Source organism: Cupriavidus sp. 22TCCZM01-5 (genome assembly GCF_057798915.1).
Genome location: NZ_JBYOJR010000011.1, coordinates 51,986 through 77,742 on the forward strand (window position 1 = coordinate 51,986; position 25,757 = coordinate 77,742).

Annotated in this window: 22 protein-coding genes; 20 read left to right on the top strand and 2 right to left on the bottom strand. The window is 64.4% G+C overall.

The features are described from left to right. The first annotated feature begins 30 nt into the window (after positions 1 to 30). The 9 genes from AC3FNH_RS13060 to AC3FNH_RS13100 all read left to right on the top strand — a co-directional run bounded on the left by AC3FNH_RS13060 (position 31) and on the right by AC3FNH_RS13100 (position 10,617). On the top strand, positions 31 to 1,200 hold the full coding sequence (locus tag AC3FNH_RS13060) for an acyl-CoA dehydrogenase family protein (RefSeq protein WP_488720323.1): 1,170 nt from the start codon (positions 31 to 33) through the stop codon (positions 1,198 to 1,200). 68 nt (positions 1,201 to 1,268) lie between these two features. Further along, positions 1,269 to 2,945, top strand: a complete 1,677-nt coding sequence (locus AC3FNH_RS13065) for an AMP-binding protein (protein ID WP_276099985.1) — start codon at positions 1,269 to 1,271, stop codon at positions 2,943 to 2,945. Next, positions 2,942 to 3,391 carry an acyl-CoA thioesterase gene (locus tag AC3FNH_RS13070; protein ID WP_488720324.1) on the top strand — a complete coding sequence of 150 codons (450 nt, stop codon included), beginning with the start codon at positions 2,942 to 2,944 and terminating at the stop codon, positions 3,389 to 3,391. Before AC3FNH_RS13065 ends, AC3FNH_RS13070 begins: the two co-directional genes overlap by 4 nt. Positions 3,392 to 3,434: 43 nt before the next feature. Beyond that, on the top strand, positions 3,435 to 3,845 hold the full coding sequence (locus AC3FNH_RS13075) for a RidA family protein (protein WP_488720325.1): 411 nt from the start codon (positions 3,435 to 3,437) through the stop codon (positions 3,843 to 3,845). Positions 3,846 to 4,181: 336 nt separating this feature from the next. Then, complete coding sequence (carA, locus tag AC3FNH_RS13080; protein ID WP_488720326.1) at positions 4,182 to 5,318, top strand: glutamine-hydrolyzing carbamoyl-phosphate synthase small subunit; 1,137 nt, start codon at positions 4,182 to 4,184, stop codon at positions 5,316 to 5,318. Positions 5,319 to 5,367: 49 nt separating this feature from the next. Then, on the top strand, positions 5,368 to 6,048 hold the full coding sequence (leuE, locus tag AC3FNH_RS13085) for a leucine efflux protein LeuE (RefSeq protein WP_488720327.1): 681 nt from the start codon (positions 5,368 to 5,370) through the stop codon (positions 6,046 to 6,048). A 79-nt stretch (positions 6,049 to 6,127) separates the two neighbouring features. Next, positions 6,128 to 9,376, top strand: coding sequence for a carbamoyl-phosphate synthase large subunit (gene carB / locus AC3FNH_RS13090; RefSeq protein ID WP_488720328.1), 3,249 nt, complete (start codon positions 6,128 to 6,130; stop codon positions 9,374 to 9,376). Between the two features lie 226 nt (positions 9,377 to 9,602). Beyond that, complete coding sequence (gene greA, locus AC3FNH_RS13095; protein WP_276099991.1) at positions 9,603 to 10,079, top strand: transcription elongation factor GreA; 477 nt, start codon at positions 9,603 to 9,605, stop codon at positions 10,077 to 10,079. A gap of 34 nt (positions 10,080 to 10,113) precedes the next feature. Further along, entirely contained in the window at positions 10,114 to 10,617 is a 504-nt protein-coding gene (locus AC3FNH_RS13100; RefSeq protein ID WP_488720329.1) for a DUF4149 domain-containing protein, read from the top strand. 44 nt (positions 10,618 to 10,661) lie between these two features. Here the strand turns inward: AC3FNH_RS13100 and AC3FNH_RS13105 are convergent, their stop codons facing one another. Continuing rightward, complete coding sequence (locus AC3FNH_RS13105; protein ID WP_276099993.1) at positions 10,662 to 11,165, bottom strand: YhbY family RNA-binding protein; 504 nt, start codon at positions 11,163 to 11,165, stop codon at positions 10,662 to 10,664. Between the two features lie 204 nt (positions 11,166 to 11,369). On the opposite strand from AC3FNH_RS13105, the gene AC3FNH_RS13110 reads away from it, so the two are divergent. The 11 genes from AC3FNH_RS13110 to phoR all read left to right on the top strand — a co-directional run bounded on the left by AC3FNH_RS13110 (position 11,370) and on the right by phoR (position 23,517). Beyond that, on the top strand, positions 11,370 to 12,047 hold the full coding sequence (locus tag AC3FNH_RS13110) for an RlmE family RNA methyltransferase (protein ID WP_276099994.1): 678 nt from the start codon (positions 11,370 to 11,372) through the stop codon (positions 12,045 to 12,047). A 136-nt stretch (positions 12,048 to 12,183) separates the two neighbouring features. After that, positions 12,184 to 14,067, top strand: a complete 1,884-nt coding sequence (ftsH, locus tag AC3FNH_RS13115) for an ATP-dependent zinc metalloprotease FtsH (RefSeq protein WP_276099995.1) — start codon at positions 12,184 to 12,186, stop codon at positions 14,065 to 14,067. Positions 14,068 to 14,271: 204 nt separating this feature from the next. Further along, entirely contained in the window at positions 14,272 to 15,078 is an 807-nt protein-coding gene (gene folP, locus AC3FNH_RS13120) for a dihydropteroate synthase (RefSeq protein WP_488720397.1), read from the top strand. A 47-nt stretch (positions 15,079 to 15,125) separates the two neighbouring features. Next, positions 15,126 to 16,469, top strand: a complete 1,344-nt coding sequence (gene glmM, locus AC3FNH_RS13125) for a phosphoglucosamine mutase (protein WP_276099996.1) — start codon at positions 15,126 to 15,128, stop codon at positions 16,467 to 16,469. Between the two features lie 242 nt (positions 16,470 to 16,711). Continuing rightward, positions 16,712 to 17,743, top strand: coding sequence for a phosphate ABC transporter substrate-binding protein PstS (gene pstS, locus AC3FNH_RS13130; RefSeq protein WP_276099997.1), 1,032 nt, complete (start codon positions 16,712 to 16,714; stop codon positions 17,741 to 17,743). A gap of 112 nt (positions 17,744 to 17,855) precedes the next feature. Then, positions 17,856 to 18,821 carry a phosphate ABC transporter permease PstC gene (gene pstC, locus AC3FNH_RS13135; RefSeq protein ID WP_276099998.1) on the top strand — a complete coding sequence of 322 codons (966 nt, stop codon included), beginning with the start codon at positions 17,856 to 17,858 and terminating at the stop codon, positions 18,819 to 18,821. Then, a complete protein-coding gene (gene pstA / locus AC3FNH_RS13140; protein WP_276099999.1) occupies positions 18,818 to 19,720 on the top strand; it encodes a phosphate ABC transporter permease PstA in 903 nt (300 codons plus the stop codon). Before pstC ends, pstA begins: the two co-directional genes overlap by 4 nt. Positions 19,721 to 19,778: 58 nt before the next feature. Continuing rightward, positions 19,779 to 20,567 (top strand): phosphate ABC transporter ATP-binding protein PstB, encoded by a 789-nt coding sequence (gene pstB, locus AC3FNH_RS13145; RefSeq protein ID WP_224079776.1) that lies wholly within the window; start codon positions 19,779 to 19,781, stop codon positions 20,565 to 20,567. Between the two features lie 57 nt (positions 20,568 to 20,624). Next, on the top strand, positions 20,625 to 21,329 hold the full coding sequence (phoU, locus tag AC3FNH_RS13150) for a phosphate signaling complex protein PhoU (protein WP_276100001.1): 705 nt from the start codon (positions 20,625 to 20,627) through the stop codon (positions 21,327 to 21,329). Positions 21,330 to 21,357: 28 nt separating this feature from the next. Further along, positions 21,358 to 22,065: a phosphate regulon transcriptional regulator PhoB gene (gene phoB, locus AC3FNH_RS13155; RefSeq protein ID WP_488720330.1), complete on the top strand. Its 708-nt coding sequence runs from the start codon at positions 21,358 to 21,360 to the stop codon at positions 22,063 to 22,065. Positions 22,066 to 22,185: 120 nt separating this feature from the next. After that, positions 22,186 to 23,517: a phosphate regulon sensor histidine kinase PhoR gene (phoR, locus tag AC3FNH_RS13160; RefSeq protein WP_276100002.1), complete on the top strand. Its 1,332-nt coding sequence runs from the start codon at positions 22,186 to 22,188 to the stop codon at positions 23,515 to 23,517. Between the two features lie 79 nt (positions 23,518 to 23,596). On the opposite strand, the gene ppk1 is transcribed toward phoR, so the two are convergent. Beyond that, a complete protein-coding gene (gene ppk1 / locus AC3FNH_RS13165; protein ID WP_488720331.1) occupies positions 23,597 to 25,720 on the bottom strand; it encodes a polyphosphate kinase 1 in 2,124 nt (707 codons plus the stop codon). Positions 25,721 to 25,757: the final 37 nt, after the last annotated feature.

A 25,757-nucleotide genomic window follows, 5' to 3' on the forward strand; every position in this document is an offset into this window, starting at 1 on the left:
ATCCAAGGCACGAACCCAAAGGGATTCCCGATGTCCGACAAGACCTATCTCGAACTGCCGTTGTTCGACGACTCGCACCGCGCGCTGGAGCGCGACCTCGACGCGTGGTGCGCGGCCAGCCTGAAGGTGGACCACAGCGATACCGACGCCGCCTGCCGCGCGCTGGTGCGCCAGCTTGGCGAGGCCGGCTGGCTGCGCTACTGCGTGCCGGAAGCGCACGGCGGCGCCTTGCCGAAGCTCGATTCGCGCTCGCTGTGCCTGCTGCGTGAAACGCTGGCCCGTCATGATGGCCTGGCCGATTTCGCGTTCGCCATGCAGGGCCTCGGCTCCGGCGCGATTTCGCTCGCCGGCAGCGCCGAGGTGCGCGAGCGCTACCTGCCGCGCGTGGCGCGCGGCGAGGCCATCGCGGCCTTTGCCTTGTCGGAGCCGGACGCTGGTTCCGATGTGGCGGCAATGCAATGCAGCGCGCGGCTCGATGCCGACGGCAGCCACTATGTGATCGATGGCGCCAAGACCTGGATCTCCAACGGCGGCATCGCTGATTTCTACTGCGTGTTCGTGCGCACCGGCGAAGCGCCGGGAGCGCGCGGCATTTCAGCCTTCGTGGTGGACGCTGACACGCCGGGCCTGAGCATTGCCGAACGGATCGACGTGATGGCGCCGCACCCGCTGGCCACGCTGCGCTTTGACAACTGCCGCGTGCCGGTGGCCAACCGCCTGGGCGAGCCCGGGCAGGGCTTCAAGGTGGCGATGATGACGCTGGACATCTTCCGCGCCTCGGTCGCGGCGGCGGCGCTCGGCTTTGGCCGTGCCGCGCTCGACGAAGCGCTGGCGCGAGCCCGTGCGCGGCCGATGTTCGGCGGCGTGCTGGCCGATCTGCAGCTCACGCAGGCGGCCATCGGCGACATGGCAACCGCGATCGACGCGGCGGCGCTGCTGACCTATCGCGCGGCCTGGCTGCGCGACGTGAAGGGCGTGCGCACCACGCGCGAGGCGGCCATGGCCAAGATGGTGGCCACCGAAAACGCGCAGCAGGTGATCGACCGCGCGGTGCAGATGTTCGGCGGCCTTGGCGTCAAGGTCGGCACACGCGTGGAAGGGCTCTATCGCGAGATCCGCTCGCTGCGCATCTACGAAGGCGCGACCGAGGTGCAGAAGCTGATCATCGCACGCGAAACGCTCGCGGCGCAGGCAGGCTGAACCTGCGCGGCAGCAACCCGGCATCGCACCATCACCAAGTCAGCGACACAGCAGACAGGAGGCAAGTCATGGCGACCACCGCCCACCTCGATACCTTCGCCCGCGACCGGCTGCCGCCGCCGCAGGCATGGCCAGAGTTCTGCTTCAATGCAGACACCGACTACCCCGAGCGCCTGAACTGCGCCGTGGAACTGGTTGACCGGCATGTGCGTGAAGGCCGCGGCGAGCGCGTGGCCATCCGTCACCGGCGCGATGGCGGCATCGAGACCGTCACCTATGCCCAGCTGGCGGCGCTGAGCAACCGCATCGCCCATGTGCTGACCGAGGATATGGGGCTGGTGCCGGGCAACCGCGTGCTGCTGCGCGGGCCCAACAACCTGATGATGGCCGCGAGCTGGCTCGCGACCATCAAGGCAGGCCTGATCGCGGTGCCGACCATGCCGCTGCTGCGCGCGAAGGAACTCAAGCAGATCCTCGACAAGGCCCAGGTCACCGCGGCGCTGTGCGATGTGCGGCTGCGCGAGGATCTGGAGGCCAACCGGCAGCAAGGTGGCGAATTCCACTGCGCGAGCCTGACCCAGGCGCTGTACTTCAACGGCGAAGGCGAGGGCTCGCTCGAGGCCGCCATGGAGGGCAAGCCCGACACCTTCGATGCCTGCGACACCGCGGCCGACGACATCTGCCTGATCGCATTCACGAGCGGCACGACCGGCCAGCCCAAGGGCACCGTCCACTTCCACCGTGACGTGCTCGCGATGTGCGACCTGTTCCCGCGCCACGTGCTGCGGCCCGAGCCGGACGACATCTTCTGCGGCACGCCGCCAATCGCCTTCACGTTCGGCCTTGGCGGCATCCTGTGCTTCCCGTGGCGCATCGGCGCGAGCACCGTGCTGGCCGAGAAGCTCACGCCGGACGGACTGCTGGAACTGATTGCGGACTTCCGCGCGACCATCGTGTGCACCGCGCCGACCTTCTACCGCCAGATGGCCGCGCTGGCTTCGCGCTACGACCTGAGCAGCCTGAAGAAGAGCGTGTCGGCCGGCGAGGCGCTGCCCGACGCTACGCGCCAGGCGTGGAAGGCGGCGACGGGCATCGAGATGACCGATGGCATCGGCGGCACGGAGATGATGCATATCTTCATTTCGAGCGCGGGCGCCGAGGTGAAGCCGGGCGCCATCGGCAAGGTCGTGCCAGGCTATGTCGCGCAGATCGTCGACGAGGACATGCAGCCGGTGCCTCCGGGGACGGTGGGCAAGCTAGCGGTGCGCGGCCCGACGGGCTGCCGCTACCTGGACGACCCGCGCCAGGCCAACTACGTGAAGGCCGGCTGGAACCTGCCCGGGGACACCTTCTACATGGACGAGGACGGCTACTACTTCTACCAGGCCCGTTCCGACGACATGATCATCTCCGCCGGCTATAACATTGCCGGCCCGGAGGTGGAGAGCACGCTGATGCAGCACAAGGACGTGGCCGAATGCGGCGTGGTCGGGGCGCCGGACGCGGAGCGCGGCCACGTGGTGACGGCCTACGTCGTGCTGCGCGAAGGCGTGGAGGCCAGCGACGCCACGCGCGCCGCGCTGCAGGATTACGTGAAGCGCCAGATCGCGCCTTACAAGTACCCGCGGCGCATCGTTTTCGTTCCGGCGCTGCCGCGCACGGAAACCGGCAAGCTGCAGCGCTTCCGGCTGCGCCAGATGGCGGAACAGGCCAACGGCGACGCGCCCGCTGCGGGGAAGCCATGATCACGGTATTCCGCAATACGGTGCTGGTGCGCTTCGGGCATTGCGATGCCGCCGGCATCGTGTTCTATCCGCGCTACTTCGAGATGCTCAATGACTTCATTGAAGACTGGTTTGCCCAGGCGCTGGACTGGCCTTTCGGTGCCATGCACGGCGCCGGGCATGCCGGCGTGCCGACTGCCGAGCTGCACTGCCGTTTCGTCGCGCCCAGCCGCCTGGGGGAATCGCTCACGCGTGAGTTGCGCGTGCTCAAGCTGGGGCAATCGAGCTTCACGGTGCAGGTGCGATTCGTGGGCCCCGACGGCGGGCTGCGGCTGGAAGTGACGCAGCGGCTGGTTTGCGTCGATACGGGAAATATCGCGCCAAGGCCGTTGCCAGGCCCCGTGCGGCAGGCCATGGAGCAGTATCTGGATGCCAGACCGGCCGCGCCCGGTGGCCGGGGTATCTGAAGCATCAAAGCCATTCGAACAACCGAGACATCAGGAAGCAATCATGAAGATTCTGCAGCCGCCCAACTGGGCCGCACCGCGCGGATATTCCAACGGCATCATGACGGAGGTGCAGGCCGGCAGCCGGCTCATCTTCGTCGGAGGCCAGATCGGCTGGAACAGCCAGTGCGAATTCGAGACCGACGACTTCGGCCTGCAGGTGGCCCAGACCCTGCGCAATATCGTCGCCGTTCTTGCCGAGGGCGGCGCGAAGCCGGAGCACATCACGCGCATGACGTGGTATGTGAAGGACAAGGCGGAATACGTGGCGGCCTACCCGGTCATCGGCCAGCATTACCGGGACACCATCGGCCGGCATTTCCCGGCGATGACCGCGGTGGAGGTCGCGGACCTCGTGGAGCCGCGCGCCAAGGTGGAGATCGAGGTGACGGCGGTGGTGCCGCCGGCTGCATAAGGCGCTGTGTCCGGGGTGGCAGCGGCTTGACAGCGCGGCGCGGGCATCGCCCGTGCCGCTCGCAAGTCCTTGAAAACTTGAGAAATTGCCGGGTGCGAGATATAATTCGAAAGTTTCGCTTTCAGAACCCTTCACCCTAGCGCCTACCGCTTTCCACCTTCCGCCGCCCCCCGTCCGCGCAGCTTTGCCAGCATTGAAGTTTGTGATGCAAAGTGCATGCTGTGACCGAGTCGCGCCGCAAATGGCAACCTGCCAATGCAGCCGTACCGGACATCTCCAAGGGGCACGAGGCGTTGATCAGGTCGGTCACGGGGTGAGTCCAGCAGGAGCCTACCCGTGTTACCGTCTTTCCCGTCCGCCATTCTCGCGCTTGCAGACGGCACGGTCTTTCGTGGCTATTCCATTGGCGCATCCGGCCATACCATCGGCGAAGTGGTGTTCAACACCGCCATCACCGGTTACCAGGAAATCCTCACCGACCCGAGCTATTCCCGGCAGATCGTCACGCTGACGTATCCGCACATCGGGAATTACGGCGTCAACCGTGAGGATATTGAAGCCACGAAAGTCCATGCCGCCGGCCTGATCATCAAGGACCTGCCGATCCTGGCATCGAATTTCCGCAAGGAACACACGCTCGGCCATTACCTGAAGCAGGAAAAGGTCGTCGCCATCGCGGGCATCGATACCCGCAAGCTGACCCGCATCCTGCGCGAGAAGGGCGCCCAGAACGGCTGCATCCTGGCCGGCGAGGACAACGTCCAGAAGGCCATCGACCTGGCCCGTTCGTTCCCCGGCCTGGCCGGCATGGACCTGGCCAAGGTGGTGTCGGTCAAGGAACCGTACGAGTGGACCCAGTCGGAATGGGCGCTCGGCGAGGGCTACGGCAAGCAGGACAAGCCGCAGTTCCACGTGGTCGCCTATGACTATGGCGTGAAGTACAACATCCTGCGCATGCTGGCCGAGCGCGGCTGCAAGGTGACGGTGCTGCCGGCCCAGGCCAGCGCGGCCGATGCCCTGGCGCTGAATCCGGACGGCGTATTCCTGTCGAACGGCCCCGGCGACCCGGAGCCGTGCGATTACGCCATTGCCGCGACGCGCGAGTTCATCGCCCGTGGCATCCCGACCTTCGGCATCTGCCTGGGCCACCAGATCATGGCCCTGGCCATCGGTGCCAAGACGCTGAAGATGAAGGCCGGTCATCACGGCGCCAACCATCCGGTCAAGGACCTGGACGATGGCCGTGTGATGATCACGTCGCAGAACCACGGTTTCGCGGTGGATGCGGAAACCCTGCCGGCCAATGCGCGCGTGACTCACGTGTCGCTGTTCGACGGCACGCTGCAGGGCTTCGCGCTGACCGACAAGCCGGCCTTCTGCTTCCAGGGCCACCCGGAAGCGTCGCCGGGCCCGAACGACGTGGCTTACCTGTTCGACCGCTTCACGAAGATGATGGCGGACGCGCGCAAGTAAGCGCGAGGCCATTCGAGAAACAGGGACGAGCAGGGAACCAGGACACGCCATGAACACCTTCATGCATACCGCCTTCGGCATCACCGATTTCTGGACCTATGTGCTGGGCACGATCTTCATCGTGCTGCTGCCGGGGCCGAACTCGATGTATGTGCTGTCCGTGGCGGCGCAGCGTGGCGTGCGCGCGGGCTACAAGGGCGCATGCGGCGTGTTCCTCGGCGATGCGGTGCTGATGGTGCTGTCGGCGGCGGGCGTGGCCTCGCTGCTGAAGGCCAGCCCGGCGTTGTTCTACGTGGTGAAGTACATCGGCGCGGCCTATCTGGGCTGGATCGGGTTCAACATGCTGCGTGAGGCGGTGCGCAACTGGACCAAGGCGGGTCAGGCGGGGCAGGCCATCAATGCCGCCGCGGCCATGCCCGTCGACCAGTCCAACCCGTTCCGCAAGGCGCTGGTCATCAGCCTGATGAATCCCAAGGCGATCCTGTTCTTCATCTCGTTCTTCATCCAGTTCGTCGACCCGGGCTTCGGCTATCCGGCGCTGGCGTTCCTCGCACTGGGCGTGGTCGTGCAGATCTTCAGCTTCCTCTACCTGACGACGCTGATCTTCGTCGGCGTGAAACTGGCTGCCGCGTTTCGCCGCCGACGCCGCTTGTCGGCAGGCGTGTCGAGTGGGGTTGGCGCCATGTTCATCGGCTTCGGCGCGAAGCTGGCGACTGCCACCCTGAGCTGACTTTCCGAATCCCGCGGGATTCCTGATATTCCGGTGCGGCCGTCCCGAACGGGCGGCCGGCCAAAAAAGAGATAGTGCAATGCCAAAACGCACAGACATCAAGAGCATCCTGATCATCGGCGCCGGCCCCATCATCATCGGCCAGGCGTGCGAGTTCGACTATTCCGGCGCCCAGGCCTGCAAGGCGCTGCGCGAAGAAGGCTTCAAGGTCATCCTGGTCAATTCGAACCCGGCGACCATCATGACCGACCCGGCCACGGCCGACGTGACCTATATCGAGCCGATCACGTGGGAAGTGGTCGAGCGCATTATCGAGAAGGAGCGTCCGGACGCGATCCTGCCGACCATGGGCGGCCAGACTGCGCTGAACTGCGCGCTGGACCTGCATCGTCACGGCGTGCTGGACAAGTACAAGGTGGAATTGATCGGCGCATCGCCGGAAGCCATCGACAAGGCCGAGGACCGCCAGAAGTTCAAGGACGCGATGACCAAGATCGGCCTGGGCTCGGCCAAGTCCGGCATCGCGCACTCGATGGATGAAGCGCTTGCCGTGCAGACGCGCATTGCGCAGGAAACCGGCACCACCGGCTACCCGATCGTGATCCGTCCGTCGTTCACGCTGGGCGGCACGGGCGGCGGCATTGCCTACAACCGCGAAGAATTCGAAGAGATCTGCAAGCGTGGCCTGGACCTGTCGCCGACGCGCGAACTGCTGATCGAGGAATCGCTGCTGGGCTGGAAGGAATACGAGATGGAAGTGGTCCGCGACAAGGCGGACAACTGCATCATCATCTGCTCGATCGAGAACCTGGACCCGATGGGCATCCACACCGGCGACTCGATCACGGTGGCCCCGGCCCAGACCCTGACCGACAAGGAATACCAGATCCTGCGCAACGCCTCGCTGGCCGTGCTGCGCGAGATCGGCGTGGACACCGGCGGTTCGAACGTGCAGTTCTCGATCAACCCGAAGGACGGTCGCATGATCGTCATCGAGATGAACCCGCGCGTGTCGCGTTCGTCGGCGCTGGCCTCGAAGGCGACCGGCTTCCCGATCGCCAAGGTCGCGGCCAAGCTGGCTGTCGGCTACACGCTGGACGAGCTGAAGAACGAGATCACCGGCGGCGCGACCCCGGCTTCGTTCGAGCCGTCGATCGACTACGTGGTCACCAAGGTGCCGCGTTTCGCCTTCGAAAAATTCCCGCAGGCCGACAGCCACCTGACCACCCAGATGAAGTCGGTGGGCGAGGTGATGGCCATGGGCCGTACCTTCCAGGAGTCGTTCCAGAAGGCCCTGCGTGGCCTGGAAGTCGGCGTGGATGGCCTGGACGAGAAGACCACCGACCGCGACGAGATCGTCGAGGAGATCGGCGAGGCAGGTCCGGACCGTATCTGGTACGTGGGAGATGCCTTCCGTATCGGCATGTCGCTGGAAGAGGTGCACGCCGAGACCGCCATCGATCCGTGGTTCCTCGCCCAGATCGAGGACATCGTCAAGACCGAAAGCCAGATCAAGGCGCGCACGCTGGAAAGCCTGTCGACGGCCGAGTTGCGCTACGTGAAGCAGAAGGGCTTCTCGGACCGCCGCCTGGCCAGGCTGCTGAAGACCGACGCCAAGGCCGTGCGCGAGGCGCGCATCGCCCAGAACGTGCGTCCGGTGTACAAGCGCGTGGACACCTGCGCGGCCGAGTTCGGCACCAACACCGCCTACATGTACTCGACCTACGAGGCCGAGCATGGCGAGTGCGAGGCCAGCCCGACCGACAAGAAGAAGATCATGGTGCTGGGCGGCGGCCCGAACCGGATCGGCCAGGGCATCGAGTTCGACTACTGCTGCGTGCATGCCGCGCTGGCACTGCGCGAGGACGGGTACGAGACCATCATGGTCAACTGCAACCCGGAAACCGTGTCGACCGACTATGACACCTCGGACCGCCTGTACTTCGAGCCGGTGACGCTGGAAGACGTGCTGGAGATCGTCGCGATCGAGAAGCCAGTCGGCGTGATCGTGCAGTACGGCGGCCAGACCCCGCTGAAGCTCGCGCTGGACCTGGAGCGCAACGGCGTGCCCATCATCGGCACGACTCCGGACATGATCGACGCCGCGGAAGACCGCGAGCGCTTCCAGAAGCTGCTGCAGGACCTGGGCCTGCGCCAGCCGCCCAACCGCACCGCGCGTGCCGAGGACGAAGCGCTGCGCCTGGCCGAGGAAATCGGCTACCCGCTGGTGGTGCGCCCGTCGTACGTGCTGGGCGGCCGCGCGATGGAAATCGTGCACGAGCCGCGCGACCTCGAGCGCTACATGCGCGAGGCCGTCAAGGTGTCGAACGATTCCCCGGTGCTGCTGGACCGCTTCCTGAACGACGCGATCGAATGCGACGTCGACGCGCTGTCGGACGGCAAGCGCGTGTTCATCGGCGGCGTGATGGAGCACATCGAGCAGGCTGGCGTGCACTCGGGCGACTCGGCGTGCTCGCTGCCGCCGTACTCGCTGTCGGCTGAAACCGTGGCGGAACTCAAGCGCCAGACTGCTGCCATGGCCCGCGCCCTGAACGTGGTCGGCCTGATGAACGTGCAGTTCGCGATCCAGCAGAACAACGGTGTCGACACCGTCTACGTGCTGGAAGTGAACCCGCGCGCCTCGCGTACCGTGCCGTACGTGTCGAAGGCGACCGGCATGCAGCTCGCCAAGATTGCCGCGCGCTGCATGGCCGGCCAGTCGCTGGACTCGCAGGGCGTTGTCGACGAGGTGGTGCCGCCGTACTACAGCGTCAAGGAAGCGGTGTTCCCGTTCAACAAGTTCCCGGGCGTCGATCCGGTCCTCGGACCTGAAATGCGTTCGACCGGCGAAGTGATGGGCGTGGGCAAGACCTTCGGCGAGGCGCTGTTCAAGAGCCAGCTCGCCGCCGGCTCGCGCCTGCCCGAGAAAGGCGCCGTGCTGATCACCGTGAAGGACAGCGACAAGGTGCGCGCCGTCGCCGTGGCCCGCATGCTGCACGACATGGGCTACCCGATCGTGGCCACGCGCGGCACGGCCTCGGCCATCGAAGCCGCCGGCATCCCGGTCAAGGTGGTCAACAAGGTCAAGGACGGCCGTCCGCACATCGTGGACATGATCAAGAACGGCGAACTGGCGCTGGTGTTCACCACGGTGGACGAGACCCGCGGCGCGATTGCCGATTCGCGCTCGATCCGTATCTCGGCGCTGGCCAACCGCGTGCCTTACTACACCACCATCGCCGGCGCCAGCGCCGCGGTGGAGGGCCTGAAGCACATGCAAAGCCTGGAGGTCTATGACCTGCAGGGCCTGCATGCGTCGCTCGCGTAACATTACGGACTGGCGGGGCGGTTACGCCCCGTCAAGGGCCATCGGCCTGCCGGTGTTGCTGCCTGCGGGCATCTTGGCCTAAACTACGTCGAATTCATTGATCGGCGCCCGGTTTCCCCGGGCGCCTTTCCCATCCGAAAGCCGCGGTCGAGCGGAAGTGCCCCGGGCCTATGTGCCGGGCATGGTTCCAGCTCCGCTGCGGCTCGTTTTTTTGTTGATCGAACACATGAGCACCATTCCGATTACCAAGCGTGGCGCCGAGCTCCTGAAGGAAGAGCTGCAACGCCTGAAGGCCGTTGAGCGCCCAGCGGTGATCAATGCCATCGCCGAAGCCCGCGCGCAGGGCGATCTGTCCGAGAATGCCGAGTACGACGCTGCCAAGGAAAAGCAGGCATTTATTGAGGGGCGCATCCTGGAGGTCGAATCCAAGCTGTCGGCAGCGCAGGTTATCGACCCGACTCAACTCGACACCGATGGCCGCATCGTTTTCGGTGCCACGGTCGACCTCGAAGACCTGGAATCGGGCAGCCCGGTGAGCTACCAGATCGTTGGCGATGACGAGGCCGACCTGGATAGCGGCAAGATTTCCGTCAGCTCGCCCATCGCGCGTGCGCTGATCGGCAAGTTCGAAGGCGACGTTGCAACCGTCCTGGCTCCGGGCGGCGAACGCGAGTACGAAGTCATCACCGTCCGCTACATCTGAAGCCGGTACGCCGGCCGACTGGACCAAGCGGATCGTGTTCTCTTCCTCCTATTCAAGCCTGCCGCCGCTGCCCCACCGCATCTTCTTGCTTCTGACGGTCATCTGGGCCGGCAGCCTGTGGACGGTGGGCTATATGGTGGCCCCGACCTTGTTTGCCGTGCTGCCCAGCCGCGAGACGGCGGGCATGATCGCCGGACACTTGTTCCAGACCGAGGCGATCCTCGGCGTGACCGTCGGCGTATTGCAGCTGGTGCTATGTAATGTGCTGATCCGGCGCGGCGCCAACCGCTACCGGGGTCTGCGCTGGCTGGTGCTGGCCATGCTGGTTTGCGTGCTGGTGGGCTATTTCGGCACCCAGCCGTTCATGGGCAGCCTCAAGGAAAAGGCGGCGGTACTCGGTGTCGGCGTGTCGGAGTCGCCGTTCCGGGCTGAGTTTGGCATGCTGCACGGCGTCTCCAGCGCCTTCTATCTGGTGCAGAGCCTGCTGGCGCTGGCGCTGGTGTGGCGCGCTTCGGCGCCGCGGTCGGCTGGCGAGTAGCCAGCCGGAGCAGGGCGGCCCTTAACCCGTACCGGGGCCGTCGATCAGGCCAGAGCCTTCTTTTTCTGGCTGGAGGGCCGGGCGCGCGAGCGCTTGACGTTGCCGCCGGCCGTGACGCGTTCATTGCCCAGCACCGTGACTTCCTTGCGGGTGGGACGGCGATTGGGCGCGCCGCTGGGCTTCTTCACCGTCACGGTGCGAGGCGCGGCGCCACCGCGGCGGGCCGGTGCGTGGCGGCCGAGATCCTGGGGCTGGTTTTCCTTGAGGCGGGCCTCGCCCGGGCGCCAGACGACCAGCAGCTTGCCGATATGCTGGATCGGTGCGGCGCTCAGTTCATCGCAGATGGATTCATAGATGGCGACGCGAGCTTCGCGATCATCACCGAATACGCGAATCTTGATCAGGTCGTGGGCCGCCAGGCTGCGGTCGATTTCGGCCAGCACCGCGCGCGTGAGGCCTTCCGCGCCGATCATCACGACCGGATTGAGGCCATGGGCACGGGAGCGGAGTTCGGAGCGCTGGGCTGGAATAAGTTGAAGTGCGGACATAAATTGGCGCGGACTGCGCAGGAATAAGTGCTGCCAACGGCCCGAACGGGCAATGGCGGCCCGAATTGACCACCGCTGGCATGCGATTGGCGCGTATTATCCGCCAAATCAGTGCAGGTCGGCGGCAAAAAACGGCAAAACAGGCAAGAAATTGCGGCGCGCGCGATCGGCGGTGCTGGCAGACAGGAAACAGGCGTAATCAGAATGGCCAAAGGCAAGTCGAAGAACAAGTTCAACCAGTCGTGGCTGCACGACCATATCAACGACCCGTACGTGAAGATGGCGCAGCGCGACGGGTATCGTGCGCGCGCGGCCTACAAGCTCAAGGAAATCGACGAGCAGGACAACCTGATCCGGCCGGGCCAGGTCATTGTCGACCTCGGCGCTGCGCCGGGAAGCTGGAGCCAGTACGCCCGCAACAAGCTGGCTGCCTCGCCCCGGGCCACTGGTGGCAAGCCAGACGGCGCGGTCGTGGCGATCGATATCCTGCCCATGGAGCCGGTCGCCGACGTCACGTTTATTCAGGGCGATTTTCGTGAGGAAGAGGTATTTCGCCAGCTGGAGGAAGTGGTCATGGCCGCTTCCGGTGGCGCGAAAATCGATCTTGTATTGTCTGACATGGCCCCCAACTTATCCGGTGTGGCGTCTGCTGACGCCGCGCGTATTGAGTATCTGTGTGATCTGGCATTGGATTTTGCCCAAGCCCATCTCAAGGCGGACGGCGCGTTGCTGGTAAAGTGCTTCCACGGCAGTGGCTACAGCCAGATCGTCGAGAAGTTCAAACGGCAGTTCAAGGTAGTCGCCCCGCGCAAGCCCAAGGCGTCGCGCGACAAATCCTCCGAAACGTTTATCCTTGGGCGTCACCTCAAAGTGATGAATTGATGGGTCCGGCAAAAGCCGGGGCAGTCTGGGCCCCGGGGGCTATCGGCACCATAGTTTTCGCTGTTACCCCTTCGGGGCGGGGGCTGCATTACAATGCAGCTATCCGTTGGCAAGGCAATCGCAAAGGAGTTCGGCCTTGAATAACAACCTGTTTCAAAAGGCGGCAATCTGGCTCGTGATCGCGCTGGTGTTGTTTACCGTCTTCAAGCAGTTCGACAAGCCCCGTGCGCAGGATGGCGTCACCTACTCGCAGTTCATGGATGACGCCAAGAACGGCAAGGTGTCGCGTGTCGACGTGCAGGGCCGCAACCTCGTGGTGTCGCCGAAAGAGGGCGCCAAGTACACCATCATCTCGCCCGGTGATATCTGGATGGTCGGCGACCTGATGAAGTACGGCGTTCAGGTGACCGGCAAGGCTGACGACGAACCCAACGTGCTGGTACAGGCCCTGTATTACCTCGGGCCGACCCTGCTGATCATCGTCTTCTGGTTCTACATGATGCGGCAGATGCAGGGCGGCGGGAAAGGCGGTGCCTTCTCGTTCGGCAAGTCCCGTGCGCGCCTGATCGATGAAAACCAGAACGCCGTCACGTTCCAGGACGTGGCCGGCTGCGACGAGTCCAAGGAGGAAGTGGTCGAACTGGTCGACTTCCTGAAGGATCCGCAGAAGTTCCAGAAGCTGGGCGGCCGCATTCCGCGCGGCGTGCTGCTGGTTGGCCCTCCGGGTACCGGCAAGACGCTGCTGGCGCGCGCCATCGCCGGCGAGGCCAAGGTACCGTTCTTCAGCATCTCGGGTTCCGACTTCGTTGAAATGTTCGTCGGCGTGGGCGCGGCCCGTGTGCGCGACATGTTCGAGAACGCCAAGAAGCAGGCGCCGTGCATTGTGTTCATCGATGAAATCGACGCGGTCGGTCGCCATCGTGGCGCCGGCATGGGCGGCGGCAACGACGAACGCGAGCAGACCCTGAACCAGATGCTGGTCGAGATGGACGGCTTCGAGGCCAACTCCGGTGTGATCGTGATCGCCGCGACCAACCGTGCCGACGTCCTCGACAAGGCGCTGCTGCGTCCGGGTCGCTTCGACCGCCAGGTCTACGTGGGCCTGCCCGATATCCGCGGCCGCGAGCAGATTCTGAAGGTCCATATGCGCAAAGTGCCGATCGGCAACGACGTGGACGCCTCGGTGATCGCGCGTGGCACCCCGGGCTTCTCGGGCGCCGACCTGGCCAACCTGGTGAACGAGGCCGCGCTGTTTGCCGCCCGCCGCAACAAGCGGGTGGTCGACATGCAGGACTTCGAGGACGCCAAGGACAAGATCTACATGGGTCCGGAGCGCAAGTCGACGGTCATGCGCGAGGAAGAGCGCAAGGCCACGGCTTACCACGAGTCCGGTCATGCGGTGGTGGCGAAGCTGCTGCCGAAGGCCGATCCGGTGCACAAGGTCACCATCATGCCGCGTGGCTGGGCATTGGGGGTGACCTGGCAGTTGCCGGAGCATGACAAGTATTCGAAGTACAAGGACAACATGCTGGAAGAGGTCGCCATCCTCTTCGGCGGGCGGGCGGCGGAAGAGGTCTTCCTCAACGCCATGAGCACCGGTGCCTCCAATGACTTCGAGCGCGCGACCAAGATCGCCCGCGACATGGTGACCCGCTTTGGCATGAGCGATGAGCTCGGCGCCATGGTTTACGTGGATACCGAGCAGGACGGCATGTTCGGCAAGCTGTCGTCGAAGACCGTGTCGGAAGCCACGCAGCAGAAGGTCGACGCCGAGATCCGCCGCATCATCGACGAGCAGTACGCGCTGGCCAAGCGCCTGCTCGAAGAGAACCGCGACAAGGTCGAGGCCATGACCAATGCGCTGATGGAATGGGAAACGATCGACGCGGACCAGGTCAACGACATCATGGCTGGCAAGCCGCCGCGTCCGCCGCGCGGTGTGTCGGGCCCCAATGGTGGCGGCAATGCCCCGTCCGGCGGCACGCCGGTGGCGCCTTCGAACGCGCCCGCCACGGCCTGACGGCACGGATCAAGGTCCGCAGGACCGTGATCGCCTGGTAGTTCCGAGAGCCGGTGCCTTCGCACCGGCTTTCTTGTTTCTGTGTAGTACGCCCGCAGAATCTTTTCATTTCGATTCCGTTTCCCTACCTTGCAGCAGACCTCGCCATCCCGTTATTTCCAGTGCGGCCGCTATCGCTTCGCACTCGATCGTCGCCCGCTCGTCATGGGCATTCTCAACGTCACGCCCGATTCGTTTTCGGATGGCGGCAAGCACGCCACCCGGGACGCGGCGCTGCGGCATGCCGAGCAGCTCATCGCGGAAGGCGCGGACATTCTCGATATCGGCGGAGAGTCGAGCCGACCGGGTTCCGCGGCGTTGCCGCTGGACGAAGAACTGGCTCGCGTGCTTCCGATCGTCGAGGCCTTGCGCGATTGCGGCAAGCCGCTGTCAATCGATACTTATAAGCCGGAAGTGATGCGTGAAGCGCTTGCGGCTGGTGCCGACCTGATCAACGATATCTGGGGCTTCCGCATGCCCGGCGCGGTCGAGGCCGTCGCCGGCGGACAGGCTGGGCTGTGCGTGATGCACATGCAGCGGGACCCGCAGACCATGCAAGAAGACCCGCAATACGCGGACGTGGTGACCGAGGTGGGTGACTTCCTCGAAGAGCGCGTGGCCATATTGCGTCAGGCTGGTGTCGACCCGGCCCGCATCACGCTGGACCCTGGATTTGGCTTCGGCAAGACTCCGGATCATAATCTGCGCCTGCTGGGGCAGTTGCCCGCGCTGGCGAAATCCGGCCTGCCGCTGCTGGTGGGCTTGTCACGCAAGTCGACGCTTGGCGCGATCCTTGGCGGCCGGCCGCCGCTGCAGCGTGTGGCGGCGAGCATTGCCGCGGCGGTATGTGCGGCAGAGCGCGGAGCCTATATCGTGCGCGTGCATGATGTGCAGGATACGGTGGATGCCCTCAAAACGTGGTGGGCAGTCCGGAATGAGGCTGTGGCAGCGGTCCAGCAGCCATCGCAGTGAGCACAGCAATAGTTGCCAGACAGAGCGAGCAAGAAAGGATTAAGGAAATGACGCGCAAGTATTTCGGGACGGATGGCGTACGAGGCAAGGTTGGCGAATCGCCGATCACGCCGGATTTCGTGATGCGGCTGGGACATGCTGCCGGCAAGGTGCTTGCCCACGGCGCCGGCACCGTGCAGGGGCGGCCGACCGTGCTGATTGGCAAGGACACGCGAATCTCCGGCTATATGCTTGAGGCGGCACTTGAGGCCGGCTTTACGTCGGCGGGCGTGCATGTATTGCTGACCGGGCCGCTGCCGACGCCCGGCATCGCTTACCTGACGCGTGCGTTGCGGCTGTCGGCGGGTGTGGTCATCTCGGCCAGCCACAATCCGTATTACGACAATGGCATCAAGTTCTTCTCGGCCGATGGCGACAAGCTTCCCGACGAAGTCGAGTCCCAGATCGAGGCGGCCATCGAAGAGCCGATGATCTGTGCGCCGTCCGATGACCTGGGCCGTGCCCGGCGCATCAACGACGCTCCCGGACGCTATATTGAGTTCTGCAAGAGCACGTTCCCGAACAGCCAGGATCTCCGCGGCCTCAAGCTGGTCGTGGACTGCGCGCACGGTGCTGCGTATCACATTGCTCCGCATGTTTTCCATGAACTCGGCGCTGATGTGATCGCGATCGGCAACCAGCCCGATGGCCGCAACATCAACGACGGCTACGGCGCCACTGCGCCCGGCAAGCTGGTCGAGGCAGTCCGGGAGCACGGTGCCGACCTGGGCCTGGCGTTCGACGGGGACGCGGACCGGCTGCAGGTCGTGGACGGCGAAGGTCGCCTGTACAACGGCGACGAACTGCTGTACCTGATCGTGCGGGACCGCATGGCCGAAGGGCAGGCAGTCGAAGGCGCTGTTGGCACGCTCATGACCAATATGGCCGTCGAGCTTGCGCTCAAGCGCATTGGCGTGGAGTTCGTTCGGGCCAAGGTGGGCGACCGCTACGTGCTCGAAGAGTTGAACAAGCGCCGCTGGACGTTGGGCGGCGAGGGATCCGGCCACCTGCTGTGCCTGGATCGGCACAGCACCGGCGACGGCATCGTCTCGGCGCTTCAGGTGCTGGCAGCGTTGCGCCGCAGCGGCAAGACACTTGCCGGCCTGCTCGAGGGCGTCAGCCTGTTCCCGCAAAAGCTCATCAACGTCCGTGTCGAGAAGGGGTTCGACTGGCAGTCGCATGCCGGCCTGAAGGCGGCGCGCGCGGTGGTGGAGCCCGAACTGGCAGGGCGCGGCCGCGTGCTGATCCGTGCATCCGGTACCGAGCCCGTGGTGCGCGTGATGGTCGAGGCTGAGCAGGCCGAGACCGCCGAGCGCGCCGCGCAGACACTGGCAGAGGCCTTGCGTGCCTGAGCCTCGCTAGCCGAATCCAGTCATATCAACGCGCCGGGCATGTCCCGGCGTTTTTTTTGCCCGATAACGCAATTAACCGATAACTTCTCCCAGCATCGATCAGGGCTGGAAAGGCAAGCGTTATCCGCGTCCACTCTGGCTTCCAGGAAGATTTGAAGATGTCATGGAATTGTCATATGCGGAGCATAGAGTTCGTCTTGTCAAAAATTTGTCATTCCCAACCAATGTTCTCTGGAGGACATATGAAGCTGGTCAAGACTGCCGTGGCAGGCATCGTTTCGATGGTCGTAGCGGGTACTGCGTTCGCGGCGGAAATTACCGGTGCAGGCGCTTCCTTCCCGGCGCCCGTGTATTCCAAGTGGGCCGACGCATACCAAAAAGCAACGGGCAACAAGGTCAACTATCAATCCATCGGTTCGTCGGGCGGCATCAAGCAGATTGGCGCCAAGACGGTCGATTTCGGCGCTTCCGACGCACCCCTGAAGGACGAAGACCTGAACAAGCAGGGCCTGGTCCAGTTCCCGACCGTGATCGGCGGCGTGGTGCCGGTCATCAACCTGCAAGGCGTGAAGCCGGGCGAGCTGACCATCACCGGCGAGGTGCTGGCCAATATCTATCTTGGCAAGATCAAGAAGTGGGACGATCCGGCCATCAAGGCGCTGAACCCGCATGCCAAGCTGCCGAACCAGGACATCCTGCCGGTGCGCCGCGCTGACGGTTCGGGCACGACCTTCATCTTCACCAACTACCTGTCGAAGGTCAGCCCCGAGTGGCAGAAATCGGTGGGCGAGGGCACCACGGTCAACTGGCCGGGCGGCGGCACCGGCGGCAAGGGCAACGAAGGCGTGGCAGCTTTCGTGCAGCGCCTGAACGGCGCGATCGGCTACGTCGAGTACGCCTACGCCAAGCAGAACAAGATGACCCACCTGAACATGAAGAACGCGTCGGGTGCCGTGGTCCAGCCGGGTGACGATGCCTTCAAGGCCGCTGCGGCCGGCGCGGACTGGAGCAAGAGCTACTACCAGATCCTGACCAACCAGCCGGGCAAGACTGCATGGCCGATCGCGGGTGCCACCTTCATCCTGGTTCACAAGAACCAGGAGAAGGCTGCGCAGGGAGCAGAAGTGCTGAAATTCTTCGACTGGGCCTACAAGAGCGGCGGCAACATGGCCGCTGACCTGGACTACGTGCCGCTGCCGGAAGCGGTCGTGAACCAGATCCGCACTACCTGGAAGACCAGTGTCAAGGACGCTTCGGGCAAGGCACTCTACTAAGGCACTGTCTGCCTGTATGGCAGCCGGCCGCGGCGTGTGTGCCGCAGCCGGCTGAGTGGCCCGGCGGCTTGCCGCCGGTGCCTGCCAAATCATCGACCGCATTCTCTGCACCATGGCGATTTCGTCCGATCTCCCAGCCGTACGGCCGCCCAGCCGCCTCGGCGACATCCTGTTCGGCGGCCTGACACGCGGGGCCGCCATCGTGACGCTGCTCCTGCTGGGGGGCATCATCGTGTCGCTGGCGATCAGCGCCTGGCCTTCGATCCAGACATTCGGCGCCCGCTTCCTCTGGACTGCGGAATGGGACCCTCCCGCTGACGTCTATGGTGCGCTCGTGCCTATCTACGGCACGCTCGTGACTTCGCTGATCGCACTCATCATTGCCGTGCCGGTCAGCTTCGGCATCGCGCTGTTCCTGACCGAGCTTTCGCCGGCCTGGCTGCGCCGCCCGCTCGGCACCGCAATCGAACTGCTGGCCGCCGTGCCGTCGATCGTCTACGGCATGTGGGGCCTGCTGGTGTTCGCGCCGCTGTTCGGCGAGTACTTCCAGAAGCCGCTGGCTGCGACTGTCGGCCAGCTGCCGGTGATCGGAAAGCTGTTCCAGGGCGCTCCGCTGGGCATCGGCCTGCTGTGCGCCGGTGTCATCCTGGCCATCATGATCATTCCGTACATCGCCTCGGTGATGCGCGACGTGTTTGAAGTCACCCCGGTGCTGCTCAAGGAGTCGGCGTACGGCGTGGGCTGCACCACCTGGGAAGTGATGTGGAACGTGGTGCTGCCCTACACCCGCGCCGGCGTGATTGGCGGCGTCATGCTCGGTCTCGGCCGCGCGCTGGGCGAAACCATGGCCGTCACCTTCGTGATCGGCAATACCAACCTGCTCGACAACGCATCGCTGTTCTCGCCGGGCAACAGCATCACGTCCGCTCTGGCCAACGAGTTTGCCGAAGCGGGGGCTGGCCTGCACACCGCCGCGCTGATGGAGCTTGGCCTGATCCTGTTCTTCATCACGTTCGTGGTACTGGCGCTGTCCAAGCTGCTGCTGCTGCGGCTGGCAAAGAATGAGGGCGCAAAATGAACCAGGCGAGCCACGCTGTGTCTTCCGCTTCGATCCCGGCCGTACGGCCCGACGCCGATGCCGTGCGCGCGCGCCTGCAAGCGCGCCGTCGCCGCACCAACCTGTTTGCACTAACCGCCTCGCTGGGTGCCATGGGCTTCGGCCTGTTCTGGCTGGCCTGGATCCTGTTCACTACTGTCACGTTGGGCGTGGGCGGCCTGTCGCTGGACCTGTTCACGCAGATGACGCCGGCGCCGAACACCGCGGGTGGCGGCCTGGCCAACGCGATCTACGGCAGCTTCGTGATGGTGGCGCTGGCCACGCTGTGCGGCACGCCGCTGGGCGTCCTGGCGGGCATCTACCTGGCCGAGTACGGCAAGTCGTCGCCTCTGGCCAGCCTGATTCGCTTCATCAACGACATCCTGCTGTCGGCGCCCTCGATCGTGATCGGCCTGTTCGTCTACGCACTGGTGGTGACTCGCATGGGCCACTTCTCCGGCTGGGCGGGCGTATGCGCGCTGGCGCTGCTGCAGATTCCGATCGTGGTGCGCACGACCGAGAACATGCTGAACCTGGTGCCGAATGCCCTGCGTGAAGCCGCCTTCGCGCTCGGCACGCCGAAGTGGAAGATGGTGTTGTCGATCACGGTCAAGTCTTCCTACGCCGGCATCATTACCGGTGTGCTGCTGGCCGTGGCGCGTATCGCCGGCGAAACCGCGCCGCTGCTGTTCACCGCGCTGTCCAACCAGTTCTGGACCAGCGACCTGAACAAGCCCATGGCGAACCTGCCCGTCACCATCTTCCGCTTTGCCATGAGCCCGTTCACGGAATGGCAGCAACTGGCCTGGGCAGGCGTGTTCCTGATCACGATCGGCGTGCTCGCGCTCAATATCCTCGCGCGCATCCTGTTCAAGAAATAATGACCGGCGCGCGATTCCAGGAATCGGACCGGAACCTGAATACCAAGCGAGAACCAGCATGACTTCGACTGTCATCGATATTCCCGACTCCGTGCGCGCCAAGATCGACGTGCGCAACCTGAACTTCTTCTACGGCCAGTTCCATGCCCTGAAGAACATCAACATGTCGATCCCCGATCGCAAGGTGACGGCCTTTATCGGCCCGTCGGGCTGCGGCAAGTCCACGCTGCTGCGCACATTCAACAAGATGTACGGCCTCTACCCCGAGCAGCGTGCCGAGGGCGAGATCAACATGGACGGCGAGAACCTGCTGACCAGCCGCCAGGACATCGCGCTGCTGCGTGCCAAGGTGGGCATGGTGTTCCAGAAGCCGACGCCGTTCCCGATGTCGATTTACGACAACATCGCCTTTGGTGTGCGCCTGTTCGAGAAGCTGTCGCGCTCGGAGATGGACGACCGCGTCGAGTGGGCGCTGTCCAAGGCCGCGCTGTGGAACGAGGCCAAGGACAAGCTGCACCAGTCGGGTTATGGCCTGTCGGGTGGCCAGCAGCAGCGCCTGTGCATCGCCCGTGGCATTGCCATCCGCCCTGAAGTGCTGCTGCTCGACGAGCCGTGCTCGGCGCTGGACCCGATTTCCACGGGCCGCATCGAGGAACTGATCGCCGAGCTGAAAGACGAATATACGGTGGTGATCGTGACCCACAACATGCAGCAGGCTGCGCGTTGCTCGGACTACACCGCCTACATGTACCTGGGCGAACTGATCGAGTTCGGCGAGACCGAGAAGATCTTCATCAAGCCGCACCGCAAGGAAACGGAAGACTACATCACTGGCCGGTTCGGCTGATACCGGTCGCCGTGCCACGCCAACGCACCGGAAACCCATAGCGGTCTGGAGAAACCCATGCCCGACAAGCACCTTTCCACTCAATTCGACGCCGACCTCAATGCCATCAACACCAAGCTGCTGCAGATGGGTGGCCTGGTCGAGTCGCAGATCGAGCTCGCCATGCGGTCGCTGGCCGACTTCGACAGCTCGCTGGCCGACCAGGTCATCGCGCGCGAACAGCAGCTCAATGCGCTGGAAGTCGAGATCGACGCCGACTGCGGCAATATCATCGCGCGCCGCCAGCCTACCGCGCGCGACCTGCGCCTGGTGATGGCGATTTCCAAGACCATCACGAACCTGGAGCGCGCGGGCGACGAGGCCGAGAAGATCGCCAAGCGCACCAAGCACATCATGGAAGACGCGGCGGCGCATAATATCAACTACGCCGAAGTGAAGCTGTCAGGCGAGATGGCCATTTCGCTGCTGCGCCAGGCGCTGGACGCTTTTGCCCGCCTGGACACGGTGGCCGCTGCGCGCATCGTCAAGGACGACAAAGCCATCGATGAGGAATTCCGCGGCTTCGTGCGCAAGCTGATCACCTACATGATGGAAGATCCGCGTACGATCTCGGTCGCGCTGGACTTCCTGTTCGTGGCCAAGGCAATCGAGCGCATCGGCGACCATGCCAAGAACATTGCGGAGTTCATCATCTACATCGTCAAGGGGACCGATGTCCGCCATGCCTCGCGCGAGGACATGGAGCGCGAAGCCCTGAGCTGAGCGGCGTCACCTGCGGAGAAACACACACATGCCAAGCAGCATTCTCGTTGTCGAAGACGAACCGGCGATCGCTGAGCTGATCGCCGTCAACCTGCAGCACGCGGGGCACTATCCGATCCGGGCCTATAACGCCGAGCAGGCGCTGTCGCTGATGAGCGACGTGCTGCCAGACCTGGTGCTGCTGGACTGGATGCTTCCGGGCAAGTCAGGCGCAACCTTCGCCAAGGAACTGCGTGCCAACGACCGCACCAAGCAGATTCCCATCATCATGCTCACTGCCCGCAGCGAGGAGCAGGACAAGGTGATGGGCCTCGAGGCCGGCGCGGACGACTACGTCACCAAGCCGTTCTCGCCGAAGGAACTCCTTGCCCGCATCAAGGCGGTGCTGCGCCGTCGTGCGCCGCAGCTCACGGATGACGTGGTGGCGATCAACGGCCTGCGCCTGGATCCGGCCACGCACCGCGTCACCGGTGAAGACAGCGCAGGCCCGATCAAGCTGGACCTCGGTCCGACCGAGTTCCGCTTGCTGCACTTCCTGATGACGCATCCGGAGCGCGTGCACAGCCGCTCGCAGCTGCTGGACCAGGTCTGGGGCGACCATGTCTTCGTCGAAGAGCGTACCGTCGATGTGCATATCAAGCGGCTGCGCGCGGCGCTGACGCCTGGCGGCTATAGCAATATGATCGAAACCGTGCGCGGCAGCGGCTACCGACTGGCCCGTACGCCGGGCAACTGAGCCTGGGCCTGGCCAGCGCTGCATGGCCAGTTGTCACGAATTCGTGGCAAACTCTGCCGCAAAACGGCGGCGCTGCCGCCATCTGCCCGCAGTCCGGGCTTCCGAGTTTCTTTTGCGCGCATGAATGTCATCTGGGCCCGCTCCGTGGCCATCCTGATCAGCCTGGTGGTGGTTGCCGTCGGGACCTATTTCGTGGCGGGCGCGGTACTCGCGCTGGCCGTGATGAGTGTTTCAACGGTATCCCTGCTGGCGTTCCATCTCTACCAGATCAACCGGCTGTGGAAGGTCCTGGATGCGCCGGCATATGGCGAAATCCCCAGCGCGCTCGGCCTTTGGGGCGAAGTCTACTATCGCCTGCACCGGCTGGTGAAGCGCTGGCGCCTGCAGGTCCTGCAGGTGGAGCAGCAGCACACGCGCTTTATCCAGGCTATCCAGGCCTCGCCGAATGGCGTGCTGATGCTCGACGACGCCGACCAGATCGAGTGGTGCAATGACGTGGCCGAACAGCACTTCGGCCTGAACGCGCGGCGCGATGTGCGCCAGCGCATCACCCACCTGATCCGCCGTCCCGAGTTCGTCCACTACCTGACGCGCCAGCGCTTCGACGAGCCGCTGGCGATGCGCGACATGGGCGAGCACAAGCAGGGTGTCATCTCGGTACAGGTGCTGCCGTATGGCGACAACCGCAAGCTGGTCATCACGCAGGACATCACCAAGCTCGAGAATACCGAGGCCATGCGGCGCGACTTCGTGGCCAATGTGTCGCACGAGCTGAAAACGCCGCTGACGGTGCTGACCGGCTTTCTCGAGACCGTGCGCGACTTGCCGGTGTCCGAGGAAGACCGGCGGCGCTACGTCGACATGATGCTGGTGCAGTCCATGCGGATGCAGAGCATCGTGGAAGACCTGCTGGCCCTGGCCAAGCTGGAAAGCGATGAGCAGCCCCCGGGCCAGGAACTCGTGCCGGTCCGCGCATTGGTGGAGCACCTCGTGCACGACGCGCAAGCGTTGTCGCAGGAGCGCCACCACATCGTTGCTGAGATCGATCCCACCGTGGGGCTGCGCGGCACCGAGATGGAGTTGCTGTCGGCGCTGGGCAACCTTGTGTCAAACGCTGTGCGCTATACGCCGGCCGGCGGCCGTATCACCATCCGGCTCGGCTGGGACGACGGACATGCCGTGTTCTCGGTGTCGGATACCGGTCTGGGCATTGCCCCCGAGCATATTCCCCGCCTGACCGAGCGCTTCTACCGTGTCGACCGCAGCCGCTCGCGCGACACCGGCGGCACCGGCCTGGGCCTGGCCATCGTCAAGCATGTGGTCTCGCGCCACCATGCCGAGCTGCGCGTGAGCAGCGAAGTGGGGCGGGGCAGTGTGTTCCGCATCATCTTCCCGCTGGAGCGCAGCGTGCGCGAAGCTGGCGCGGCCGACCCTTCGCGCCGAGCTGCCTGACTTCAGCCATCGGCGACGCAAGTCCGACGCAAGAAAAATGGCCCGCTTATGCGGGCCGATTCATTTCAACCTGCTCGGGTCATGCGCCGCCGAACATGGCAAGCAGGTCGTTCTGGCTGACGTGCGGGTGCTTGGCGCGCGTCTCCTTGCGCACATAGGAGCCGTCGGGCTGCATGATCCACGCCGACGCATTGTCACGAAGATGCACCTGCAGGCTCTCCCTGATGACGCGTGCCTTGAGCGCTTTGTCCAGCACGGGGAAAGCCACCTCGACACGGCGGAAGAGGTTGCGGTCCATCCAGTCGGCGCTCGACAGGTAAAGCACCTCGTCGCCGCCCGCCAGGAAGTAGTAGACGCGATGATGCTCCAGGAAGCGCCCCACGATCGAGCGCACCGAGATGTTCTCGGACATGCCCGGCACGCCCGGCATCAGCGCGCAGACGCCGCGGACGATCAGGTCGATCTTCACGCCTGCGCGCGACGCCTTGTACAGCTCGTCAATGATGGACGGCTCCAGCAGCGCATTCATCTTGGCGACGATTCGGGCTGGCTTGCCGGCACGCGCATTGCGCGCCTCGGCGCGGATATGCTCGACCAGATTGCTTTGCATGCTGAAGGGCGACTGCCACAGGTGGTTCAGCCGGATCGTGCCGGCGGTTCCCGTCAGCAGCTGGAAGACGTGATGCACGTCCTCGCAGATGGCCTCGTTGGCGGTCAGCAGGCCGAAGTCCGTGTACAGGCGGGCGGTGCGCGGATGGTAGTTGCCGGTGCCGAGGTGGGCGTAACGGCGCAGCTTGACCTGCTTGGCCTTGGCGCCGGACGCCTCGCGCCGCACGATCAGCAGCATCTTGGCGTGGCACTTGTGACCGACCACGCCGTAGATGACATGGGCGCCGGCCGATTCCAGCCGCTCGGCCCAGTTGATGTTGGTTTCCTCGTCGAAGCGGGCCAGGAGTTCCACGACCACCGTGACTTCCTTGCCGTTGCGCGCGGCGGTCATCAGCGCTTCCATGACCAGCGATTCATTGCCGGTGCGGTAGACCGTCTGCTTGATGGCTACCACGTTCGGGTCGGTCGCGGCCTGCTGCAGCAGGTCGAGCACGGAGTTGAAGCTCTCGAACGGATGGTGCAGCAGCACGTCCTGCTGCCGGATGACATCGAAGATCGGTGCGGCAGTCGTGAAGGGCTTGACCGGTGCCGGCACGTGCGGCGGAAACTTCAGCGCCGGGCGATCCACCATGTCCGGGATCTGCATCAGTCGAACGAGGTTCACGGGCCCAGAGACGCGGTACAGGTCCTGCTCGCCGAGGCCGGATTCCAGCAACAGCCGGCGCGCCAGCGCCGACGGTGTGTCCGAGGAGACTTCCAGCCGCACGGTGTCGCCGAAGTGCCGCGTTGGAAGTTCGCCCTGCAGCGCTTCGCGCAGGTCGGTGATTTCGTCTTCGGACACGAACAGGTCGGAATTGCGCGTGACGCGGAACTGGTAGCAGCCCAGGACTTCGATCGACGGGAACAGTTCATGCACGAATCCCTGCATGAAGGAGGACAGCATGACAAAGCCGAACGGGTAGCCCGACAGCTTCTCGGGCATCTTCACCACGCGCGGCAGCGCGCGGGGTGCCTGCACGATGGCCAGGTCAGCCTCACGGCCGAAAGCATCCTTGCCTGACAGCTCGACCACGAAATTCAGGCTCTTGTTCAGTACGCGCGGGAATGGGTGGGCCGGGTCGAGCGCGATCGGCGTGAGTACCGGACCCAGTTCGCGTACAAAGAAATCCCGGGCCCACTCGCGTTGCGCATCGGTCCAGGTGGTCGTCAGGTGAAAAAAAATGCCTTCCTTCTCGAGAAGGGGAAAAATGACGTTCTGCAGCATGTCATACTGCGAAGCCACGAGCTGCTGCGTGCGCGCCGTGACCAACTGATAGGTCTGCTGAAAGGAAAGGCCGTCAGGCGTGAGGCCGGAGGCGTTGTCACGCATCTGTTCCTTGAGTCCTGCCATGCGGATTTCAAAGAACTCGTCCAGATTGCTGGACACGATGCAGATGAACTTGAGTCTTTCGAGCAGCGGCACCTTGGGATCGGCAGCCTGGGCCAGAACGCGCGCGTTGAATTCCAGAATGCCCAGCTCGCGATTGAGCAGCGTGCTGGACGGTGTCGTCGACATGGTCATGACCTTCTTTTGGTAATGTGGCGACTTTTTCATACATTCATGTCACTTTTATGACACTTTGATTTTGTCA